The 19,559-nt window shown below is 45.8% G+C and carries 20 protein-coding genes and 1 pseudogene; 15 read left to right on the top strand and 6 right to left on the bottom strand.

All coding sequences use genetic code 11. From position 1 onward, the window contains the following. The first annotated feature begins 62 nt into the window (after positions 1 to 62). Both U2H13_RS10210 and U2H13_RS10205 read left to right on the top strand, forming a co-directional pair. On the top strand, positions 63 to 986 hold the full coding sequence (locus U2H13_RS10210) for a ring-cleaving dioxygenase (protein WP_021493918.1): 924 nt from the start codon (positions 63 to 65) through the stop codon (positions 984 to 986). Positions 987 to 988: 2 nt separating this feature from the next. After that, positions 989 to 1,591, top strand: a complete 603-nt coding sequence (locus U2H13_RS10205) for an alpha/beta hydrolase (RefSeq protein ID WP_021493917.1) — start codon at positions 989 to 991, stop codon at positions 1,589 to 1,591. A 43-nt stretch (positions 1,592 to 1,634) separates the two neighbouring features. Here the strand turns inward: U2H13_RS10205 and U2H13_RS10200 are convergent, their stop codons facing one another. Then, a complete protein-coding gene (locus U2H13_RS10200; RefSeq protein WP_003153727.1) occupies positions 1,635 to 2,243 on the bottom strand; it encodes a nitroreductase family protein in 609 nt (202 codons plus the stop codon). A gap of 129 nt (positions 2,244 to 2,372) precedes the next feature. Here U2H13_RS10200 and U2H13_RS10195 point away from each other — a divergent pair, with 129 nt between their 5' ends. Beyond that, entirely contained in the window at positions 2,373 to 2,714 is a 342-nt protein-coding gene (locus U2H13_RS10195) for a winged helix-turn-helix transcriptional regulator (protein WP_003153729.1), read from the top strand. A gap of 39 nt (positions 2,715 to 2,753) precedes the next feature. On the opposite strand, the gene U2H13_RS10190 is transcribed toward U2H13_RS10195, so the two are convergent. Together U2H13_RS10190 and U2H13_RS10185 are read right to left on the bottom strand one after the other, a co-directional pair. Further along, positions 2,754 to 3,122 (bottom strand): hypothetical protein, encoded by a 369-nt coding sequence (locus tag U2H13_RS10190; protein WP_012117758.1) that lies wholly within the window; start codon positions 3,120 to 3,122, stop codon positions 2,754 to 2,756. 52 nt (positions 3,123 to 3,174) lie between these two features. After that, positions 3,175 to 3,564: a tautomerase family protein gene (locus U2H13_RS10185; protein ID WP_003153733.1), complete on the bottom strand. Its 390-nt coding sequence runs from the start codon at positions 3,562 to 3,564 to the stop codon at positions 3,175 to 3,177. Positions 3,565 to 3,766: 202 nt separating this feature from the next. Between U2H13_RS10185 and U2H13_RS10180 the strand changes: the two genes are divergently transcribed. Then, the gene (locus U2H13_RS10180) at positions 3,767 to 4,006 is read left to right on the top strand and encodes a hypothetical protein (RefSeq protein WP_003153736.1); all 240 of its coding nucleotides are present in this window, start codon (positions 3,767 to 3,769) and stop codon (positions 4,004 to 4,006) included. 35 nt (positions 4,007 to 4,041) lie between these two features. Here U2H13_RS10180 and U2H13_RS10175 read toward each other — a convergent pair whose 3' ends face one another. Further along, positions 4,042 to 4,506, bottom strand: a complete 465-nt coding sequence (locus tag U2H13_RS10175; RefSeq protein WP_014418128.1) for a hypothetical protein — start codon at positions 4,504 to 4,506, stop codon at positions 4,042 to 4,044. 97 nt (positions 4,507 to 4,603) lie between these two features. Here U2H13_RS10175 and rarD point away from each other — a divergent pair, with 97 nt between their 5' ends. The 4 genes from rarD (at position 4,604) to bshB2 (ending at position 6,876) form a co-directional block, all read left to right on the top strand. After that, positions 4,604 to 5,500, top strand: a complete 897-nt coding sequence (rarD, locus tag U2H13_RS10170) for an EamA family transporter RarD (RefSeq protein ID WP_021493915.1) — start codon at positions 4,604 to 4,606, stop codon at positions 5,498 to 5,500. Between the two features lie 67 nt (positions 5,501 to 5,567). Then, a complete protein-coding gene (locus U2H13_RS10165; RefSeq protein WP_017417975.1) occupies positions 5,568 to 5,846 on the top strand; it encodes a hypothetical protein in 279 nt (92 codons plus the stop codon). Beyond that, positions 5,843 to 6,193: a YojF family protein gene (locus tag U2H13_RS10160; RefSeq protein WP_007611980.1), complete on the top strand. Its 351-nt coding sequence runs from the start codon at positions 5,843 to 5,845 to the stop codon at positions 6,191 to 6,193. Before U2H13_RS10165 ends, U2H13_RS10160 begins: the two co-directional genes overlap by 4 nt. 17 nt (positions 6,194 to 6,210) lie before the next feature. Further along, on the top strand, positions 6,211 to 6,876 hold the full coding sequence (gene bshB2 / locus U2H13_RS10155; RefSeq protein ID WP_007407961.1) for a bacillithiol biosynthesis deacetylase BshB2: 666 nt from the start codon (positions 6,211 to 6,213) through the stop codon (positions 6,874 to 6,876). 26 nt (positions 6,877 to 6,902) lie between these two features. Here bshB2 and U2H13_RS10150 read toward each other — a convergent pair. Next, positions 6,903 to 7,751 (bottom strand): annotated as a pseudogene (locus U2H13_RS10150) (STAS domain-containing protein). 13 nt (positions 7,752 to 7,764) lie between these two features. Further along, positions 7,765 to 9,126 (bottom strand): MATE family efflux transporter, encoded by a 1,362-nt coding sequence (locus U2H13_RS10145; RefSeq protein WP_021493914.1) that lies wholly within the window; start codon positions 9,124 to 9,126, stop codon positions 7,765 to 7,767. Between the two features lie 277 nt (positions 9,127 to 9,403). Between U2H13_RS10145 and cdaS the strand changes: the two genes are divergently transcribed. The 7 genes from cdaS to sucA all read left to right on the top strand — a co-directional run bounded on the left by cdaS (position 9,404) and on the right by sucA (position 19,555). Then, positions 9,404 to 10,030, top strand: coding sequence for a sporulation-specific diadenylate cyclase CdaS (cdaS, locus tag U2H13_RS10140; protein WP_014418125.1), 627 nt, complete (start codon positions 9,404 to 9,406; stop codon positions 10,028 to 10,030). Between the two features lie 118 nt (positions 10,031 to 10,148). Further along, complete coding sequence (locus U2H13_RS10135) at positions 10,149 to 11,360, top strand: macrolide family glycosyltransferase (RefSeq protein WP_014418124.1); 1,212 nt, start codon at positions 10,149 to 10,151, stop codon at positions 11,358 to 11,360. 322 nt (positions 11,361 to 11,682) lie between these two features. Next, a complete protein-coding gene (locus U2H13_RS10130; RefSeq protein ID WP_021493913.1) occupies positions 11,683 to 12,924 on the top strand; it encodes a LysM peptidoglycan-binding domain-containing protein in 1,242 nt (413 codons plus the stop codon). Between the two features lie 83 nt (positions 12,925 to 13,007). After that, positions 13,008 to 13,598, top strand: a complete 591-nt coding sequence (locus U2H13_RS10125; RefSeq protein ID WP_029974251.1) for a superoxide dismutase family protein — start codon at positions 13,008 to 13,010, stop codon at positions 13,596 to 13,598. Positions 13,599 to 13,675: 77 nt separating this feature from the next. Further along, a complete protein-coding gene (locus U2H13_RS10120; RefSeq protein ID WP_003153758.1) occupies positions 13,676 to 14,566 on the top strand; it encodes a MoxR family ATPase in 891 nt (296 codons plus the stop codon). Positions 14,567 to 14,576: 10 nt separating this feature from the next. After that, positions 14,577 to 16,493 (top strand): nitric oxide reductase activation protein NorD, encoded by a 1,917-nt coding sequence (locus tag U2H13_RS10115; protein ID WP_017417967.1) that lies wholly within the window; start codon positions 14,577 to 14,579, stop codon positions 16,491 to 16,493. A gap of 227 nt (positions 16,494 to 16,720) precedes the next feature. Then, positions 16,721 to 19,555, top strand: a complete 2,835-nt coding sequence (sucA, locus tag U2H13_RS10110) for a 2-oxoglutarate dehydrogenase E1 component (RefSeq protein WP_276350887.1) — start codon at positions 16,721 to 16,723, stop codon at positions 19,553 to 19,555. Positions 19,556 to 19,559 lie beyond the last annotated feature (4 nt).

The raw sequence follows: 19,559 nt of genomic DNA, 5'->3' as shown, positions 1-19,559 counted from the left end.
TTCATTCATATTAAATTAGAATAGTTAATATCTCGAAATCAAGATATTTAGGAGTGAATACATTGAATACACAAGGATTGCACCATGTTACCGCATTTGCAAAAGATCCTGCTGAAAATCTTCGGTTTTATACTGAAGTGCTGGGTTTGCGGCTCGTTAAAAAAACCGTTAATTTTGACGACCCGGCCACTTACCACTTTTATTTCGGCAACCAAAACGGAGAGCCAGGCACGATCATTACATTTTTTCCTTTTCAGGGAAGCCGCCCGGGAACCGTGGGAAAAGGGCAGGCCGGAAGAATTTATTTCTCCGTGCCGAAAGGAGCACTCGCATTTTGGAAGCGCCGGCTTGAAGAAAACGGCTTGAATGTAAAAGAACAGATCATGCTGTCTGAACAAGTGCTTCTCTTTAATGATACAGAAGACCTGCCGCTTGCCATAATGGAAGATGAAAGAAGCGGACAGAGTGAATGGACGCCTTCGGGCATTACTGAAAAAGAAGCGATCACAGGCATGAGAGGTGTTCTTTTGTACTCGTACCGTCCTGAAGCAACCATTCAATTTCTCATAGAACGCTTCGGTTATTCAAAGACAGGAGAAGAAAATCAGATTGTCAGGCTGCAATCGGAGGCCCGGATCGGACATATTATAGATGTTGATCTCGCGCCGAAAGAAGCAGGTATCGGCGGTTACGGGACAGTCCATCATGTCGCTTTCCGCACTACCGAAAAAGAGCAGGCGGAGTGGAAGGACATTCTTGCTGCTTCTCATCTTGCTTCATCTGACATTCTTGACAGGTCTTACTTTACTTCAATCTATTTCAGAGAAAGCGGCGGCATTTTATTTGAAATGGCAACCGATGAACCGGGCTTTATGACGGATGAATCCTTTGAAAATCTCGGAACAGAGCTGAAGCTTCCGGAATGGCTGGAAGAGCATCGCAGCCAGATTACAGCTGTTCTGCCCAAAATGGAGAAAGGAGAATGATAATGAAACATGTGTTTGAACAGGGAACGTCAGAGAATGTTCTGCTGCTTTTGCACGGAACGGGGGGAAATGAACATGATCTTCTGTCGCTCGGACGTTTTATCGATCCGAAAGCAAGTTTGCTCGGGGTCAGAGGATCAGTGTCGGAAAACGGCATGCCCCGTTTTTTTAAGCGGCTGAAAGAAGGCGTATTTGACGAGAAAGATTTAATTGAACGGACGGAAGAATTAAAGAATTTTATTGATGAAGCGGCGCAAATGTACGGATTCAGCAGAGAAAACGTGATTGCTGCCGGCTATTCAAACGGCGCCAATATTGCAGCAAGTCTTTTGTTTCATTATAAAGATGTACTGAAAGGAGCGGTTCTGCATCATCCGATGGTGCCGATACGCGGAGTGAAGCTGCCTGATATGGAAGGGCTGCCTGTGTTTATCGGTGCGGGAAAACGCGATCCCCTATGTACAAAAGAAGAATCGGAGGAGCTTTATCAGTATCTGACAGATGCTCATGCATCCGTTTCTCTTGTTTGGCAGGAGGGCGGTCATCAGCTCACACAGCAGGAAGCAGAGCAGGCGAGAACCTGGTACAGTGAGCGATTCCTATAAAAAACCCTTAGTCTGCTTAAGCGGACTAAGGGTTTCTTTCATCTTACAGCCAAGTTGACACTTTAGATACAGGCAGCCGGTTGCTTTTATGCGCCGGCTTAACGGCTTTGCCGATTGAAATCAGCATGACGGGCACGAAACGCTCGCTCACGTCGAATTCCTTAACGAATTGCTCTTTATTGAATCCGCCGATCGCGCAAGTGTCGTAGCCTTTTGCTTTAGCGGCAAGCATCAGCTGCATCGCTGCTAAAGAAGCGTTTAAAAATGCTGAATCACGGGCAAACTGATCATTTTGGTATGCGCCGTTAATCTGGCCTAAAAGCGTTTGTTTAATCTCTTCTGTGATATTGCCTTGCTCAGCCAGTTCAGCATAAACGTCTTCACCATTTTCATTTGCTTTTAAATCGCCTAATACGGCAATAACTGCTGATGAATCAATAATCTGTTTTTGATTAAAAGCAACCGGAAGCAGGGCAGCTTTTGCTTCATCACTGTGAAAGACTTGAAAATGCCAATGCTGAAGGTTCCAGGCGGAAGGCGCTTGCGTTGTGATTTCAAGGAGTTCTGTTAATTCCTCTTTTGTAATGACCGCGTCTTTATCGTATTCTTTAACAGATGCGCGTTCCTTTAAAACGTCTAATACGGATGTCATCATGTTTCCTCCTTCGGATAAACGTGTTATCATAATAGAAAAGTTAGAAGCTTACTAAATGTAACTCGAAAACTAATTTTAATGGATCACAAAAAACTTGTCAATTCATAGATGAAGGGATGAACTCACGTGGGATATACAATGTGTCCTAAAATGGAATCCGCTTTTTCTCTTTTGGGAAAGCGCTGGAACGGCCTCATTATCCATGTACTGATGGACGGGCCGAAACGATTTAAAGATATGACCGAAACGATACCGACAATCAGCCAAAAAATGCTCGCGGAGCGGCTCAAAGAGCTGGAACAAAATGAAATCGTCGAGCGTCAGGTGCTGCCTGAAACACCTGTCAAAGTCATTTATAAACTGACTGATAAAGGCATGGCCCTGCAAGCCGTTTTTCAGGAAATGCAAAAATGGGCAGACAGTTTTTGCGAGCCCGGGGGATCTGCCAACGACACATGTGATGAATAACAAAGGCTGCCCAAGGCAGCCTTTTCTTAATAATAATGTTTACTCGTCATAAAAACCATTAATATCAAAATTGTTCAGATTGAGGTTCAAGCCTTTTAATTGCTTTAATAAAGCATCGAATGTAAGGAAATGATCATTTTTACATTCCGCCGGAACATCATTTGGAGAAAATAGTTTCATTCCTCCCTCAATCCACTGTTTCCGGTATAACTGAAATGCCGCTTCAATTAAATGATCAGGCGTTACAATAAACCCTAAGCTTACGTCATGGTCCTCACTGTAGCCGAATTCAAACCCGCAGCAGGGGCAAATATCAAATGTTTTTTGATATTCGCCGTTATAAACGGGACTTGTCTCTAATCCTTTAAATCCGCATATCAAACAAGGGTACAACTCACTAACCAACATACATCCCTCTTTTATTCAGTTTGCAATCATTCAGAACAAGCGGGGAGGCCTTTTACAGTTTGCCGGTTAAAAACTGAGCCTCACCAAGCCCGAAGCTCCAATCGGCGTTCCCGTTTTCTGTAATGGAAATCATGACGTCCTCGGGTGATATGCCGCATTCTGTTTTAAGCTGATCAGCCATCAGTTGATATAATGTTTCTTTTTGATGTTCGGTGCGCGCTTTGCTGACAATGCTGATGATGACAAGATCTTTGCTTCTTTTGAAACCGAGCCCGGTATCTTCAATGATAAGCTCATGAGGCCGATGCTGGTGAACGATCTGATAACGGTCCGTTACAGGGACGTCAAAAGCTTTAACCATGGCGTAATGGGCGGTATCCAGTAGTTTTTTTAATGCTGCGTCATCCCGGCCTTCAATAACGTCAAAACGAAGTAATGGCATATTTTATTCCCCCTGATGGTTTTTTATAATGTCGCAACTTGTAAAAAAGTATAACAGTTAATCAAAATGTAATCAAATTATAACCAAAATATTTATACGTTAATGCAATATCAGAGAGAGGCACATGTTGTTACAATCGCCCAATCAATTTCCTCATTTTATGAATACGCTTAAGAATAGGCAGACATAAAGGAGGAAAAACATGTACCCTCGTCATGCATTGTATCGCGGGAATTTCGGTCCTGCCGGATTTCCGGCGAGAAGTCCTTTTTTGTTCGGCGCTCCTTTATTCGGCGGATTTTTAGGCGGTCTTCTCGGAGGCGTAATTGCCACAGGTTTTACAAGACCCCGCTATCCGTACGGGTTCGCCGGTTACGGATACGGAGGCGTCCCATACGGCGGTTTCGGTCCGGGAGCCGGCGGTTATCCGCCATTTTATTAAAGAAAAAACGGCCTGCATCGCGCGGGCCGTTTTTTTTATCTTAAAATCTCCACTTCCGATAAATTGTAGTCTTCCTGTTTTGAAAACATAACTTCAATCATCCCGTCTTTATAGACTGCTTTTGTTCCTTTCCGTTTGACGAGGCTCGGAAGGATGATTTCTTTTTTTCCTTCTCCCAGACTGCTGTTCTCTACAACGAGGCTGTGTGACGTATGCTTAATCCTGATACGGTCGAGTTCCTCTTGTTCTGCGGGAATTTTCGCAAAAACATGATCGGATGTTTCAAACAGGTCAATTTCCGGCTTGGGCGGTTCCGCTTCGACCGGATCGGCCTTTTTGGACATTGGGTCGCGAAAAGGGAACTGTCCGGCATAACCGGCGCCGAATACGCTTTCCATCACTCGGTTGACATATGTCTCGACATCTTTCGGATCAGCATTTTTAAACGTTTCTTTAGAGAACTGATTTTGGAAGGGAAAATATCTGTTCCAATCAAACACGGCATCTCACCCTTTCTTAACGGACAACATAGTATATGCCCGCCGGAAGCTTCCCGTGATATAATATAATCTGTTTACAGAAAGGAAGGGGAAGGCCGTGCAAGGGAATAACGCAAGAAAAGGAATCATTTATACCGCTTGTTCTTTCGCCATGTGGGGGCTGTTTCCGGTCTATTGGAAACTTCTTGAACAAATACCCGCATTGGACATTTTAGCTCACCGGATTTTATGGTCATTTGTTTTCATGTGTGTGCTTTTAACTGTGCTTAAGAAGTGGAAAACCGGATGGCGTGAACTGCGTCTTTTGAAATCGGAAGGGGGCCTGCTGGCGCTTTTTTTCGCTTCCGTTTTAATTTCCGTTAATTGGTTTGTGTACATATGGGCCGTCAATCACGGCTTTTTGCTTGAAGCAAGTCTCGGGTACTACATTAATCCGCTCGTTTCCGTTCTTTTGGGCATCCTATTCTTAAAAGAAAAGCTTAACAAGATGCAAACAGCAGCCGTTTCTATTGCCGGGGCGGCCGTGATCATATCTGCGTTTCAATATGGCGCGGTTCCTTATATCGCATTGCTGCTTGCATTCAGCTTCGGCCTGTACGGCTTATGTAAAAAAAGAACCCGCATGTCCAGCACGATCGGACTGACGCTGGAGACGCTTTTGATTACCCCGGCTGCACTTATTTATTTAGGATATACAGCTGACGGGAGCACTTCCGGGTCCTTGGGGGCAGGAACATGGGCGCTCCTATTTTTCGCAGGCGTATTTACGGCCTTACCGCTGTTACTGTTTGCAGAGGGGGCAAAGCGTCTGCTGCTGTATCAAGTCGGCATTTTGCAATATATAGCGCCGACCATTACCCTTATGCTCGGCGTATTTGTGTATCATGAACCATTTTCCGGGCAAAAAGCGTTTACCTTCATTTGTATATGGGCAGCATTGCTTTTGTTTACCTTTTCACAGATCAAATGGAAGCGGCCGATAAAAAGCCGCTAAGCCTTTCGCTTTCCAGCGATAGCTTAAATTATGTATAATCATTACGAGTATGTAAAGGAGCTGTACAATGGGCACTGATAAAGACATAGCAAAAGCCTATCAGACACTGTGGAATAACCGCACTCTCCCGGCTTCAACTCTTGAAGAAGCGGAGAAGGCAATTGATCTTGAACTGCTTGATCAAAGAACACATCCGAGGCTCCGGAAGTCACCCGAGGAAAAGTTTGCTCTGGCGGTGCAGCGAATTGTAGATTCCCGGCTGCGGCCGATTGAGAAATATGAATTGGTTGAACTACATACGAAGCGTTTGCAATTTTTAAAAGAAGAAAGAGGGGAGCAGCTATGAAAGCGATCATAAAAGAAGATGTGCAAACTTCTTTAGAGCGATATGCCGATCGTCCTGTATATATCCATTTGGAAACAACGACCGGTTCTTATTCAGCGCATCTGAATGAGAAAAACATGACGGTTGTAGCCTATATACGCAATGCAAAAGTGACGTACCATCAGGCGAAAATCAAAGGAAACGGCCCGTACCGCGTCGGTTTGAAAACAGAAGAGGGCTGGATTTACGCAGAAGGTCTGACTGAGTATACAGTAGATGACGAAGACCGTCTGTTAATGGCAGGGCATCTGCCGGGCGGAAAATTGGCGATTTCGCTTCAAATCAGCGAAAAGCCGTTTACAGTTTAAAGAAAAGGGTGAAAATCATGAAAGAACATGTACTCGTCATCCTGCCTCACCCTGATGATGAATCATACGGAGTGGCAGGGCTGATTGCTTTACACAGACAAAAAGATATTCCCGTTACGTATGCATGCGCAACGCTTGGCGAAATGGGCCGAAACATGGGAGACCCTTTTTTCGCGAACCGTGAAACACTGCCGCTGTTAAGAAAGCAAGAGCTGATTGACGCATGCAAAGCAATGGACGTTACTGACCTGAGAATGCTCGGGCTTCGTGATAAAACACTTGAATTTGAAGATGACGAGTGGCTCGCGGATATGATGGAAGAGATTATCGACGATGTAAAACCGAGTCTGATTGTCACATTCTATCCGGAGCACGGCGTCCATCCGGATCATGATGCATGCGGCGAAGCGGTCATCAGAGCGCTTTACAGAAAGAAAAAAGAGGACCGCCCGCGCACACTTTGCATGGCAATCACCCGCAACAGGGAGGAAGCCGTCGGCAAGCCTGATGTCATTCTTGATATTAAAGAGGTTGCCGATATAAAAATGAATGCCTTAAAAGCGCACCGCACCCAAACGGAAGGCATGCTGAGAGAGCTGGAAGAAAAAATAAAAAATAACGAGCCGGTTCTTCAGACATGGTTTGAAGAAGAAGTGTATTGGACATATCCGTGGAAAGACTGATAAAAAAGGGATAAGGCTGAAATGCCTTATCCCTTTTTTTGTGCCAGATCGGAAGCGATCGCTTCCGCAAGCGAAGACCGTATTGATAAATTTGAAAAACTCAGTCCGAGCTGCACCGCGGTTTGGGCGATTTCAGGACGGATTCCGGATAATGTCGCTTTCACGCCGAGCATTCCGAGTGATTCAATTAAGGTGAAAAGCTGTTGGGCAACCATCGTAACAATCATGGCTACGCCCGATAAATCAATGTACAGCTGAGTGATGCGCTTCTCTGAACACTAGTGCAGCGTATTCTCCAAAATCATTTTGGCTCTTGCCGTGTCAATATCCCCGATCAGCGGCAGCAGTCCGACATTGTCAAAAAGCACAATGACCGGCGAGCTCAGCTCGGTGATCAATTCTTTTTGCGCTTCAAGCTGAATGTTTGTGTTTTTATACATTTCCTCTATGAAAATATGAATGACCACATCAAACGATTTGATCAGCGTATGGAATATATCTTCGGCATCTTCTTCTGTCACGGTGTCCGTATGAAGTCTGGTAAACTGCTTGACATGGCCGACATACAAATCACGAACTCTGATAAACTCGCGAATAATATAATGGATGGGAGTTTTTAAATGTTCTTTATCCCGTGCGGCTTTAAACGCCCACTTTTCCAAGGCCGCTGTATATACTTCCTTCTCTTCAGAAAAAATCCGATTGAGTTGATAATTAAACGCCAGATTTTGTTTTTTCAGATTTGTGAGTACAGCCGGGTCAGTAGAAGCATAAACAGAATCAGGATCCGTTTCATGAAGCGTATCAAACCATGTCTGACTGATGTCCTCCGCCCGTTCAGTTAAATAATCGTACAGCAGTTTATGTTTTGGCATTGCTGCTCCTCCTTTATAAAATCATCATTTTTTTCACATAACGCTTTTGCAGTTTCATCAGTCTGAAGAATAAACCGACAGCTCCTGCGGCAAGTCCTGCAATTAACCCGATCCAGTAGCCGTATGCCCCGAGGCCCGTATAAGTGCCGACTGCGTAACCGAGCGGAAGCCCGATAATCCAATACGACACAAAAGCCGCGCCGAGTGTATAGTTGACATCCTTATATCCTCTCAGAGCGCCTTGTATCGGAGCTGCTACGGCATCAGAAAGCTGGAAAAACAGCGCATAGATTAAAAAGTGCTGCGTCAACATGAGCACCGCCGGATCTGATGTATACATTCCGGCGATTTGCGGTCTGAACAGTAAAATGAAAGCCGCCGTGCATAAAGAAAAACTAAGCGCCATCACGATCCCGATATAGCTGTATGAGCGGGCATCTCTATAGCGCTTTGCGCCTGCTTCAAAGCCGACCAAAATGGTCATGGCCATGGATACGCTGAGCGGCAGCATATACAAGAGGGAGGCAAAATTCATTGCCGCCTGGTGGGCTGCAATCGTCACCGTCTGAAAATGGCTCATAAGCAGTGTGACAGCCGCAAAAATGCTCGTTTCAAAAAATACCGCAAAACCGATAGGCAAACCGATTTTCAAAAGTTTTCTGCATTCAGACGGAGAAAAACGGTACAGTTTCCGAAATACAGAGTACCCGGCAAACGGCTCAAATCTGCAGACGATAAAAAAACTGATGGCGCAAATACACCAGTAAGTCAGGGCGGAAGCGAACCCCGCACCGACTCCGCCCAATGCCGGCATGTTGAATTTCCCGAAAATAAATACATAATTTAAAACAAAATTAATAGGCAATGAGCAAAGCGTAATAAGCATTGTGACTCGCGTTTTGCCGAGTGCATCAATAAACGAGCGCAAAACGGTGTACACAAACAAAGGAAAAATACCGAGGGATAAAAAGCCTAAAAAGTGTTTTGCGATCGTCCGGACACGAGGTTCCAGGCCCAAATGTCCCAAGATCATATCAACGGTGAAAAAGCCGATCAGGATAACCGCCGCACTGAGAACGGCCGCTACATAAACGGCCTGGATGACGGAAAACGGCACTTCCTTTTGTCTGCCGGCTCCAAACAGCTGCGAAACAACGGGCGTAACGGCCATTAATATTCCTGCAAGGCCCGTATAAACCGGCGTCCACAGGCTTGAACCGATTGCAACCCCGGCTAAATCGGCAGCGCTCACTTTCCCTGACATCACCGTATCCAAAAAGGTGATCAGGGAAAGGCCCGCCTGTGTGATTAAAATCGGAATGAAGATATGTAACAGCTGTCTGACCTTTTGGCCGATCGTGTTCGTTTCTCTCAAGTTAGGTTCCCCGTTTCTTTATTTTAACGAGAGAAATTATAACATTTTATGTATAAAAAGCAATGAAAGCCGGCCTACTCTTTTTTGTCCGATTTCGGCTTTTTAAACATCTTGGCATAAATGAATGAAAGTGAAATGACCCCTAAAAAGGTGCAGATATATTGCATCAGCCGTGCGAATTCCATATGATGTGCGCCTCCTTTCATGATTATGGTGCACACAGCGGCGCATATCCATGCGCGCGATGCAGAAAATAAGGGAAAGGAGCTGATGTGACATGCGCCACACTCAAATGACGGAAAGCGCGTTTACCGCTGCCGTTCAAACGTATTTGAAACAAATTACGGAGGATGCCGGAATGATACTGCGGACATTGGATGAAAAAGACCAATGCCTTCTTTGCGAATTAGATGAACTGGGACATACGTTTCAGGAAATGCAGGCTGTCGCTTCGTCGTTTTACCTGCAGACATATATCGAACATTTTACGCCTTCCTATACAGAGCTGGCGAGGGCCGTGCAGCATCTGGCGGAAGAAAAACACGGAGCGCTGATTGTGATTGAACGTGCAGATCCGCTGGACGGAATAATACAAAAAGGGACCAGCCTGCATGCCGAGATCAGTGCGGCTTTAATTGAGAGTATTTTTTATCCCGGCAATCCGCTTCACGACGGAGCCGTATTGGTCAGAGAAAACCGGGTTGTATCAGCAGCCAATGTGCTTCCGCTCACAACAAAACATGTCGATCTCAAATACGGGACGCGCCACAGGGCCGCGATGGGTCTTTCGGCCGTGACTGATGCACTCGTGCTCGTTGTTTCAGAAGAAACGGGAAAAATGTCCTTTGCTAAAGACGGCGGACTGTATCCGCTTGTTTCGCCGCGGGCGCTTCATACGAAATAATAAGAAAATGGGAATATTGTACCCATTTAATATTAATAAGGTGAACATCTTTACCTTTTTCTGTATTGATGTTATCGTTTAAATATACATAAAATTTAAAAGAATAGGGAGTGGAAAGATGGCAAATGTATTGATGATCGGCTTTCCGGGAGAAGGCCATATCAATCCGTCTTTAGGCGTCGTAAAAGAACTGAAGGCAAAAGGGGAACATGTCGTATATTACGGCGTGAAGGAATATGAGAACAAAATCGCGTCAAGCGGAGCGGAATTCCGTGAATATGAAGATTTCCGAAAAGATGAATTCGGAAAAAACGCAACGGGTGATGAACAGCGGGACGCTACCGAGTTTTTACTATTAATGATTGAGACTTCCAAAAAAGCCGCTCTCCGTATTCTTGAAGAAGTAAAGGATGAATCCTACGACTACATCCTGTATGATCATCATTTTCTGGCAGGAAGGCTCGTGAGAAACCAGCTGAAACTGCCGGCATATTCACTTTGTACGACATTTGCAATGAATGAAGCATTTATTAAAGAAGTGTTTTCAAATACAAACCTTGTATCAGAGGAATCATCTCATTATCCGGCTTATACCGAAGCGGTCAGCCGGCTCAATGAAGAATTCAGCGCAGACATTAAAACGCCGTATGATATTTTCTCAAATGACGGCAGAAAAACCATCGTGTTTACTTCAAGAGCGTTTCAGCCGAAAGAAGAAGAGTTTGGCGATTCTTATCTCTTTGTCGGCCCGTCCATAACCAAAAGGGCGGCGGCTCAAGATTTCCCGTTTGAACAGCTTGAAGGAGAAAAAGTCCTGTTTATTTCCATGGGCACGATTTTTAACAATCAGAAGGAATTGTTTAATAAATGCTTAAAAGCGGCCAGAAACTTTAACGGAAAAGCCGTCATGTCAATCGGCAAACATCTTGACCCGGCGGAGCTTGATGAAATTCCTGAGAATGTCATTGTAAAGCCTTATGTTCCGCAGCTTGAGATCCTGAAGAGAGCGGACTTATTTATCACTCACGGCGGAATGAACAGTACGAGCGAAGGGCTTTACTACAAAACCCCGATGATCGTCATTCCGATGGGCGCAGATCAGTTCGCCGTCGGAAGCCAAGTGGAAAACACGGGCGCGGGCAAGATGTTTAAAAAAGAAGATGTAACAGCCGAACTGCTCACTGAAGCAATAAAAGAATTGAGCGAAAATCCTGAATATCAGACAAAAGCTTCTGAAATCGGAGAATCCCTGAAAGCGGCCGGCGGAGCACAGCGTGCAGCGGAATTGATAGCAGAAGACGTGAAAACTGCCGAGACCCGGGTTCTGTAATCACAGCCGTCACCCGCTTCCTTTAAAGGAAGCGGGCTTTTTTTGATTGTTTTTCGGGAGGATTTTTCACGCCGTAAAGAGAATTGTATGAAAAACAGACAAGAAAGGTGGAATGTCGCGGAAAAAAGCCATGTTATGAAAATGATTCTAAAGTCTTTTGTGAAATGTTCTCAATTTATGTAAAATGTGTGGCATTGGTGATGATCTAAGGCCAAATGAATCGGAATTAATGTCGACTTCTGAATGAATCCTGCATAACAGGCGGCGTCCAAAGAAAAGGAACGTCCCTTTCAGCAATGATAAATAGGAGGTTTTTCGTTATATGAAGAAAAAAATCGCAGCCGGTCTGGCTGTATCTGCAGTAATGACTTCAACCTTCGCCGTGCATCCAGCTGAAGCAAAAACCATTCAAGTAAAAAGCGGCGACTCTCTTTGGAAGCTTTCCCGGCAATATCATACAAGTATTTCAGCCCTGCAGGCGGAAAATAAACTGAAATCAACGATACTCCACCCAGGACAGCGGCTGCACATTCCTGACGGCAGCGGCACACATAAAACGGGTCAAAAAGGAAAACGAAGTACGGGTGCTTACACAGTTACATACGGAGACTCATTATGGGTGATCGCAAAAAAATACAAAATGAGCGTTTCTGAGCTGAGAAGCCTGAACCGTTTGAGTTCAGATGTCATCTATCCCGGCCAGAAACTGAAAATTAAAGGGTCTGCCGGCGGCACGGACGGAGGCGGCAGACAGACAAAGCCTGATAAAGGCGCATCAGGGGCTTACACTGTGAAGCCGGGTGACTCGCTGTGGAAAATCGCCAATCAAACCGGCGTCACCATCGCCGAACTGAAAAAGCTGAATCAATTAACATCAGACATGCTTTATCCGAATCAAGTGTTAAAGATCAAAGGTTCTTCACATAACGGAAACAGCGGCACAACACCGCCATCTCATTCAAACCCTTCTGAGAAGCCATCCACTTACAAAGTAAAAGCAGGCGATTCCCTCTGGAAAATTGCTAATCGGTTCGGCATCACAGCTCAGCTCATCAGAGAAAAAAATAAATTGACAACTGATGTGCTTCAAATCGGACAAGTTCTGGTGATTAACGGAACGGGAAAAACAGAAGATCCTGTGCGGCAGCCGGATAACAAACCGGCAAAGCCAAACAAGCCGAATACTCCCGAACCTCCGGTGACAGGGTCAAAGATTGACAGAATGATAGGCGAGGCGAAAAAACATGTCGGCGTGCCTTACCGCTGGGGAGGCAATACGCCTGCGGGCTTCGATTGCAGCGGTTACATCTATTACCTTTTAAATAAGGTAAGCTCTGTTTCCCGTCTGAGCACGGCCGGATATTGGAATACGATGAAACATATCAGCCAGCCGTCAGCTGGCGACTTCGTCTTCTTTACGACATATAAAGCGGGCCCTTCTCATATGGGAATGTATTTGGGCGGAGGAGATTTTATTCACGCAAGCTCCTCCGGGGTTGAAGTTTCAAACTTAAGCAATCCGTATTGGAAAAAAGCGTATTTAGGAGCGCGCAGTTATTTTTAAAAAAAGCCTTTCGGGGCTTTTTTTTGTTTACCATTTTCACGTTTTGACAAGACTGATGGGTAAAAAAACAAGGGGGAGGAAGCATGCATCGTCTCTTGCTTTTTCTCATGCTCGCATCAATTACGCTTTGCGGCTGCGGGGGGAGACCCGCTCCCGTTCCGCCCAAAAAACATGAGGAAAGCCGCGCATTGGAAGCATCTGCATACCGTGAGCATGCCGGACTCATCAATCAAAACGGAAAAACGATCGGATATATCGAAGTGAGGGAATCTGATGATGAAGGGTCAGACATTCATATATCAGCGGGGCATCTGCCGCCCGGCACTTCTCTCGGATTTCATATTTATGAAAAAGGGACTTGTCAGGCACCTGATTTCGAATCAGCCGGGGGACCGTTCAACCCTTTGAACAAAGAACACGGCTTCAACAATCCGATGGGTCATCACGCCGGGGATCTCCCCAATCTTGAAGTGGGGGCTGACGGTAAAGTGGATGTCATTATGAACGCGCCGCAAACTTCATTAAAAGAAGGGAGCAGACTCAGCCTGCTCGACCGGGACGGAAGTGCGTTCGTCATTCATGAACATACGGACGATTATTTAACAAACCCAAGCGGAAATTCCGGAGCCAGAATCGCCTGCGCTCCCCTGACAAAAAGCGCCCGCAGGGAATGAGCCCTTTTGTATTGAGTATACAAGGGCTTTTTTAGTATACTCGGTTATGGAATACAAATGGAAAGGAAACATCACCTATGACTTCAGAATTACAGCACCTATCACTTCCGGAAGATATACAAAACAAACTGCAGGCTTATCAAAATCATCCCGTTTCCCAAGAATTCCGGGATTTAATCGGATCATCAGGCTATGAGGCCGAAGATAAAGCGATTGTATTCGATGCCGTCATCGCTTTGACAATGGGAAAAAATATCTTATTAAAAGGACCGACGGGCTCAGGGAAAACAAAATTGGCGGAAACGCTTTCGAACTATTTTCATAAACCGATGCACAGCGTCAACTGCTCCGTAGACCTTGATGCAGAAGCGCTTGTCGGCTATAAAACGATTGAAAATGAACAGGGACAGGCGACAATTGAATTCGTTCCCGGACCTGTAACAACCGCAATGAACGAGGGACATTTTTTATACATTGACGAAATCAATATGGCAAAGCCTGAAACCCTTCCGATTCTAAACGGCGTGCTTGATTACAGAAAAATGATGACAAATCCCTTTACAGGAGAAGTGATTAAGGCAAGCGAAGGATTCGGTGTTATCGCCGCGATTAATGAAGGCTACGTCGGCACCGTTCCGCTGAACGAAGCCCTTAAAAACCGTTTTGTCATCATTGATGTTCCGTATATTAAAGGAAGCCTCCTGAAACAGGTGCTGACCTCTCAGTCTGTCTTAAAAGATGAGAAATTAATTGAACGCTTTATGACGCTGTCTTCTGATTTAATCGCACAAGCGCATAACGGACAAGTGTCAGAAGAAGCGGCGTCCATCAGGGCTCTCATTGATACGTGCGACTTGGCTGCGTACATCCCGCCGAAACGGGCGATTGAAAGAGGCATCGTAGAAAAACTTGACGACGACAGGGAAAAAGCCGCTGTCAGAAATATTGCAGAAACGCTGTTCGAATGAGGGACATACAATGAAGTTTATCAAATTTAACGACAGCACGATTGATTCGTTTTTGTTCATGATGCTGACTGATCTGGCCAAAACACTGACCAGAAGCAGTGAAGTTGAAGTGGAATACGGCGTGCAGTCTTACTACAATCCCTTTGAAAAGAAAATTTACATGAGCCACTTTTGGAAAGACCGCTCAGCCGGGGATATGGAAGCCGGCCTGAAAAGCGATGTCTATTTGCGCGCTGTCGGAACACGCAGCAGCTCATTTCGGGAATTTGCGGGGTTTTTAAATGACGTTCACCGGCACTTTACCCGCCAAAGCTTTGCCAAGCAGCTGTTTATGCTGCTTGAGGATATCAGAATTGAAGAGCTGATCAAAAAAGAACGGCCGGGAACGAAACGTGTTTTTCAGAAGCGGAGGGAGATGTACAGGAAATATTTCACGACGCAGCTGACATTGAATTTAGAACGGAGCATTTTCACCGACGCTTTGTATTGCGCGATGTTTGTCAAGCTGACGGCTGAGTCTCCGCTTGAAGGCATTCCTTCCATGCATGAACATATTGATATGATGATACCGTATATTGAACGTCAGCTCATCCGGGTGTATGAGGCGGATTCTACGGAACAAATCGCAAGAATAACGGAAGACCTCATGGAAGGCCTTGATGAAGTGCTTGAGAAAGATATGCTGAACACGTACTTTTTTCTGCCGGAACTTGATTACGAAAAAGCGGCTGAAGAGCCTTTATTCGAAAGCGTAAAAAAAGCGCCTTCGTTAAGTGACGATCTCACGCTCCCTGAGTCTTCCGACGGAGATGAAGAAATCCTTGAAGAGAAAATGAATACGTGGCACCGGGAAACCGAAGCGCCGTCAAAAAGTTTCCTTCAATTTGATATTGAGCACGGCGCGAAATCAGATCTTGGGAAAGACGCGGCCAGAGAAGGCGATGACGGTGACCAGGCGCTCGGCTCCGTTCAAGGCTCCGCACGTCAGACGAAAAGAGAGGATTACTCCAAACTGGAAGCGCTTGAATCCATTCAGGATGAACATAAGGGCGCGGGGCTGGCTGACGGAAAAGAAAACAAATTTGCCTTCCCGGTTTATCAAACGCCTCATAAAGCGTCTCCTGAAGAGGAGCAGTCTTATAAAGAACAGGCAAAAACGATAGAATCATATCAAAAACGCCTGAAGCAGATGATACAAAAAACACTTGAGCACAAAAAAACGCTCCCGCGGACCGACCTTCACGCAGGCCGGCTGAATCGCAAACTGATCCGTTATTTTACGGAGCGGAACCCGCGCCTTTTCTATAAAAAGCAGGACCCATCTTCAGACATTGACGCCGTTTTTACATTGCTTGTCGATTGTTCGGCCAGCATGTTCGACAAAATGGATGAAACAAAAAGAGGGATCGTTCTTTTTCATGAAGCCTTGAAATCAGTGTCCGTACCGCACCAGATCGTCGGATTTTGGGAGGATACGAACGAAGCGACCGAAACGAGCCAGCCGAATTTCTTCAATACCGTCATTCCGTTTGAAGAGTCGCTGCTGCAGGCGGCGGGTCCGCTGATCATGCAGCTTGCGCCTGAAGAAGATAACAGAGACGGGTACGCCATCAGACAAATGACGAAACAGCTGATGCGGCGGAGTGAGGCGCAAAAATTTTTAATCGTGTTTTCAGACGGAGAGCCGGCAGCATTCGGATACGAACAAAACGGCATCGTCGATACGAGCGAGGCTGTCATCGAAGCGAGAAAAAAAGGGATAGAAGTCATAAATGTTTTTCTGTCCAATACTGCAATAGAAGAATCACAGATGAAAACCATTCAGGATATGTACGGAAAGTACAGTATTTTTGTTCCGGATGTCGATCAGCTGCCCGATGTGCTGTATCCGCTCTTGAAAAAACTGCTTCATAAAAGCATAGGATAGGCTTTTTCCTATGCTTTTTCGCTTTTTATTTTAAAATGATTTAATTTTTTCGGTATTGATCTGTTTTTTTTACTATTTTGTGAACAATCAAGGTAGAATCCAAACGCAATCAGTGGTAAAATATCCTTGGAAGCGTTTTTATTACATAATTTTGGGCACAGCGTTCAAAAGTTATTTCAAGATAGTGAATTGATCACTTGATTATCTAGGTTGGGGGTAATATTCAAATGTTTCAAAATAATATGAAACAAAGAATGAATTGGGAAGATTTTTACGGACCGAACCTCGGCTACGCACTGGAGCTGTACGACCAATATGCTGAAGATCCAGACAGCATTGATCCGGATCTGAAAGACATGTTTGACGAACTCGGCGCTCCGCCAAGCCAAATAAAAGAGGCATCGGGAACAAAGGAACAGGGACGCGTCACCGCAGATCTGATTCAAAAGATCGCAGCAGCAGTTAAACTTGCAGAAGATATTCGAACCTATGGCCATCTGAACGCTTCCGTCAATCCGCTCAGAAAGGATCCGAAAAAGAGCGAGCTCTTTCCGTTATCCGAGTACGGGCTTACAGAAGAAGAAATGAAAGCAATACCCGTGTCTGTCATCTGTAAAGACGCACCTGCCAATATAACAAACGGCTTAGAAGCCATCCAGCATTTACGCAATACCTATAAAAGAACCATCTCCTTCGAGTTTGACCATGTGCATGATTTCGAAGAGCGCGCATGGATTACAAAAATGGTCGAATCCGGAGAACTGTTCCGGAAAAATTCACCGGAAAAACTGTCAGCCGTTTTAGAAAGACTGACGGAAGTAGAAGGATTTGAACAATTTTTACACCGGACATTCGTCGGTCAGAAGCGTTTCTCAATTGAGGGATTAGACGCGCTTGTGCCGGTTCTTGACGACATTATCGCCCAGTCTGTGAAAGCGGGCACAACCAATGTCAATATCGGGATGGCGCACAGAGGCCGTTTAAATGTGCTTGCGCATGTGCTCGGCAAACCGTATGAGATTATTTTCTCAGAATTCCAGCACGCGCCGAATAAAGACCTTGTGCCGTCTGAAGGATCGACCGGCATCAGCTACGGCTGGACGGGCGATGTAAAATATCACCTCGGTGCAGACAGACAGCTTCAGGATGCTGAAACCAAAAGCGCGCGGATTACGCTTGCAAATAACCCGAGCCACTTGGAATTCATCAATCCGATTGTGGAAGGAAGCACGCGGGCGGCACAGGAAACAAGAACGCAAAAGGGGTATCCGGTTCAAGACGAAACAAAATCGCTCGCCATTTTAATTCACGGTGACGCAGCGTTTCCGGGAGAAGGCATTGTCGCCGAGACGCTGAACTTAAGCTCTCTGAAAGGCTATCAGGTCGGCGGGGCCATTCATATCATCGCCAATAATATGATCGGCTTTACAACAGAAAGCGATGAATCACGGTCCACGAAATATGCCAGTGATTTGGCGAAGGGCTACGAAATCCCGATCGTTCACGTCAACGCGGATGATCCGGAAGCATGCCTGTCAGCCGTTAAATTTGCGGTTGAATACCGGAAGCGGTTCAATAAAGATTTCTTAATCGATTTAATCGGGTACAGACGGTACGGCCACAATGAAATGGATGAGCCGTCAACGACACAGCCGATGCTGTATGACGCCGTCAGAAAACACCCGACTGTCAAGCGGATCTTTGCGGAAAAACTCGTAAGTGAAGGACTGATCAGCGAGGAACAAGCGCAAAACATCGAAACGGCAGTGACAAAACGTATTGAAGACGCCTATAAAAAGGTGCCCGCCAAAAAAGAAGACGCCGTACGGGAAATTGAATTGCCGGAACCGGTGTCCAACGGTTTTCCAGACGTTGACACAGCCATTGATTTTGATGTTCTCCGCAAGCTGAACGGCGAACTTATCAACTGGCCGGAATCTTTTAACGTGTTCGGCAAGCTGAAAAGAATCCTGGAAAGACGTGCAAAAGCGTTTGATGATGACCGTAAAGTTGAATGGTCATTGGCTGAATCGCTTGCGTTTGCTTCCATTTTGAAAGACGGCACGCCGATCCGGCTGACCGGACAGGATTCAGAGCGCGGAACGTTCGCTCAAAGAAACCTTGTGCTGCATGACAGCGAAACAGGAGAAGAATTTGTTGCCCTCCATCACTTAGACGACTGCGCTGCTTCATTTACGGTGCATAACAGCCCGCTCTCTGAAGGATCGGTTCTCGGCTTTGAATATGGATACAACGTGTATTCGCCTGAAACGCTTGTGATGTGGGAGGCGCAGTACGGGGACTTTGCCAATGCGGCTCAAGTCTATTTTGATCAATTCATATCTGCAGGACGGGCAAAATGGGGACAAAAATCAGGCCTGGTCATGCTGCTGCCTCACGGTTACGAAGGGCAGGGCCCTGAACACTCCAGCGGCCGCGTCGAGCGGTTCCTGCAGCTGGCGGCGGAAAACAACTGGACGGTGGCCAACCTGACAAGTGCGGCTCAGTATTTCCACATTTTAAGAAGACAAGCGAAAATGCTGCTTCGTGAGGAAATCCGCCCGCTTGTGATCATGACGCCAAAGAGCCTGCTGCGTAACCCGAATACGGTATCTGAAGTGCAGGAACTGAGCGAAAGCCGATTCAAGCCTGTCTATGAGCAGTCCGGACTTTCCCATGCTTACGAAAAAGTGACTCGCGTCGTATTATCAAGCGGAAAAGTGTCAATTGATATCAGCGATCACTTCAACAAAATGGAAGGCGATAAGGATTGGCTTCATATTGCCAGAATCGAACAGCTGTATCCGTTCCCGGCAAAAGATACGAAGGAGCTTTTCGCCAAACTGCCGAACCTGCAAGAGATCGTTTGGGTTCAGGAAGAGCCGCAGAACATGGGGGCATGGAGTTATATCAGCCCGTATCTGACGGAAATCGCGCCAAAAGGAGTAAATGTCCAATACATCGGCCGAAGAAGACGATCCAGTCCCGCAGAAGGAGATCCGACAGTCCACAAAAAAGAACAGGAACGCATTGTATCTGATAGCTTGACTCGCAAAAACTAAGGGG

This window comes from Bacillus sp. A1 (genome assembly GCF_042296235.1).
Classification (GTDB): domain Bacteria; phylum Bacillota; class Bacilli; order Bacillales; family Bacillaceae; genus Bacillus; species Bacillus velezensis.
Note: the sequence above shows the minus strand (reverse complement) of the source record. Positions and strands in the feature narration are given on the sequence as shown.